Origin of the sequence: Microbacterium sp. (genome assembly GCF_035277845.1) — a bacterium.
Lineage (GTDB): Bacteria > Actinomycetota > Actinomycetes > Actinomycetales > Microbacteriaceae > Microbacterium.
On the sequence record NZ_DATEJS010000317.1, the window covers coordinates 1 to 2,724 of the forward strand.

Genomic DNA, 2,724 nt, shown 5'->3' on the forward strand with positions numbered 1-2,724 from the left:
GTCTTCCCGGGCGAGGCGGATCGCGCGGAACTCGCGCCGGGCCGCGAGTGGGCTGCCGTCCGCTCGCACGGCGCAGCCCTCGACCGCGACGACGCGGAGCTGCTCGTCGCGGCGGTGTCCCTCGGCGGCTGGCTCGTCGACGCGCCGTTCTGCCCGCGCTGCGGGGCGCGCACCGAGGTGGTCCAGGCGGGCTGGGCCCGCAAGTGCGCGGTCTGCGACCGCGAGCACTTCCCGCGCACCGATCCGGCCGTCATCATGACGGTCACGAGCTCCGACGACCCCGACCTGCTGCTGCTCGGCGCCAACGCGCTGTGGGGTCCGCCGCGGTTCTCCTGCTTCGCGGGCTTCGTCGAAGCGGGGGAGTCGCTGGAGGATGCCGTCCGCCGCGAGCTCGGCGAGGAGGCCGGCATCCGGATCGCCGCGCAGCGGTATCGCTGGTCGCAGGCGTGGCCGTACCCCCGCTCGCTCATGCTCGGCTTCGAGGCGCAGGCCGAGCCGGGCGCGATCGCCCGCGCGGACGGGGAGGAGATCGTCGAGCTGCGCTGGTTCACCCGGAGCGAGATCGCCGCGGCCCTGGAGCACGGTGCCACGTGGGATGCCCCGGGATCGGTCACGGACCCCGCCGCCCTGCAGCTGCCCGGCCCCGCGTCGATCGCGTATCGCCTGATCGCCGACTGGTGCGGGCGCCGATGAGCGGGTCGGCCCTGGACGGACTGGATGAGAGCCAGCGGGAGGCGGCATCCGCCCTGCGCGGGCCGGTCTGCGTGCTCGCGGGCGCGGGCACGGGCAAGACGCGCGTGATCACCCATCGCATCGCGCACGGCGTGGAGACCGGCGCGTACACGCCCACGCGGGTGATGGCCGTGACGTTCACGAGCAAGGCCGCGGGGGAGATGCGGGGGCGGCTGCACCGCCTGGGCGTGCCGGGCGTCGCGGCACGCACGTTCCATGCGGCGGCGCTGTCGCAGCTGAACTTCTTCTGGCCGACCGTGGCGAAGGACGCCGCGCCGGGGATCGTCGACAACAAGGTGAGGCTCCTGGCCCACGCCGCGGAGTCGGTGCGCCTCGAGCTCGATCGGCCGACCCTGCGTGACGTGGCGGCCGAGATCGAGTGGCGCAAGGTGACGCTCCGGTCGCTGGACGCCTACGCCCGCGCGCGGCCGGAAGGCGTCGGCGGGCTCCCCGTCGATCGGGTGGTGGCGCTGCAGCGCGCGTACGAGCAGCTGAAGGACGAGCGACGCCAGCTCGACTTCGAGGACGTGCTGCTCGCGTGTGCGGGGATGCTCGAGGCCGAGCCGCGCGTCGCGGCTGCGGTGCGCGAGCAATACCGGCATTTCACCGTCGACGAGTTCCAGGACGTCTCGCCGCTGCAGCACCGGCTGCTCGACCTGTGGCTCGGCGACCGTCGGGATCTGTGCGTCGTCGGCGACGCGAGCCAGACCATCTACTCGTTCACGGGGGCGGATGCCTCCTTCCTGCTGGATTTCGAACGTCGCCATCCGGACGCCCGCGTCGTGCGACTCGAGCGCAGCTACCGGTCCTCGCCTCCCGTGCTCGCGGTTGCGAACGGGCTGATGCGCGGACGCCCCGGCGCGCTGCGTCTCGTGGCCGCGACGGCCCCCGCCCCGGATGCCGCGGCCGAGCGGCCCACGGTGACCGCCTACCTCGACGACGAGTTCGAAGCCCGGGGCGTCGCGGATGCCGTGGCGCGTCAGCTCGCCGCGGGCGCCGATCCCCGCCAGGTCGCGGTGCTGTACCGCACGCATGCGCAGTCCCTCGCCCTCGTGGACGCGCTGAGTCGGGCCCACGTCGCCACGACGGTGCTCGGTGGCCGGCGCTTCTTCGACGTGCCGGAGGTGCGGCAGGCCGTGATGGCCATCCGTGCGGCGGCCGTGGCCCCGACGACGGGATCCCTCGTCGCCGACGTGCGCGCCGTGCTGCGCGGACTCGGCCTCACGGACGATCCGCCGCCGGCCGGCGCGGCGCTGCGCGAAGCGTGGGAGGCCCGGGCGGCGCTCCTCCGGCTGGCGGAGGAGGCCCCGGCCGACACGACGCTGAAGGCGTTCGGCGACGAGCTGCAGCGCCGCGCGAAGGACCAGCACGAGCCCACCGTGCGCACCGTGACGCTGGCCACGCTGCACGCCGCGAAGGGCCTGGAGTGGGACCACGTGCATCTGGTGGGCATGGCGGAGGGGCTGCTGCCGATCTCCTACGCGACCACGTTCGAACAGGTCGACGAGGAGCGCCGCCTCGCGTATGTGGGCATCACGCGCGCCGCCCGGACGCTCTCCATGTCGTGGGCGCGCGGAGGGGGCCGGCAGGAGCGGCTGCCGTCGCGGTTCCTCCGAGAGATCGGCACAGGCAGCGTGGATGAGGTGAACATGCGACGGTCGACGGCGGGTGCCCGCCGGCCCGCAGGATCACGCGGTACCCGTCCGTCGGCTCCGTCGCGCTGAGCATCCGGACGCATGCCAGCACGGCCTCGGCGAGCAGCGCACGCGGTGTCGGCGCAGCCGTCCGCCGGGCGAGCTGCGATGCCAGGGCCGGCCACTGCGGATCGGCGCCGTACGCGTGCGTCTGCTCGCACACCGCGCACGCCGTCCGCCCCGGCCGCACGAGCGGCCCCACCTCCGCGCCGCCGCCCGTGAAGACGACCGGCAGATGCGGTGCGTCGTCGCGAAGCAGCTGCACGGCCGTCGTCGGGTCGACGACGTGATGCGAGAG

The 2,724-nt window shown here is 74.5% G+C and carries 2 protein-coding genes; both read left to right on the forward strand.

Annotation, left to right across the window (positions count from 1 at the left end; translation table 11 throughout):
• Positions 1-693, forward strand: a 693-nt coding sequence (nudC, locus tag VJR25_RS13950; RefSeq protein WP_324116032.1) for an NAD(+) diphosphatase, incomplete at its 5' end; no start/stop codon positions are given.
• The gene (locus tag VJR25_RS13955; protein WP_324116033.1) at positions 690-2,456 is read left to right on the forward strand and encodes an ATP-dependent helicase; all 1,767 of its coding nucleotides are present in this window, start codon (positions 690-692) and stop codon (positions 2,454-2,456) included. The genes nudC and VJR25_RS13955, both read left to right, overlap by 4 nt.
• Positions 2,457-2,724: the final 268 nt, after the last annotated feature.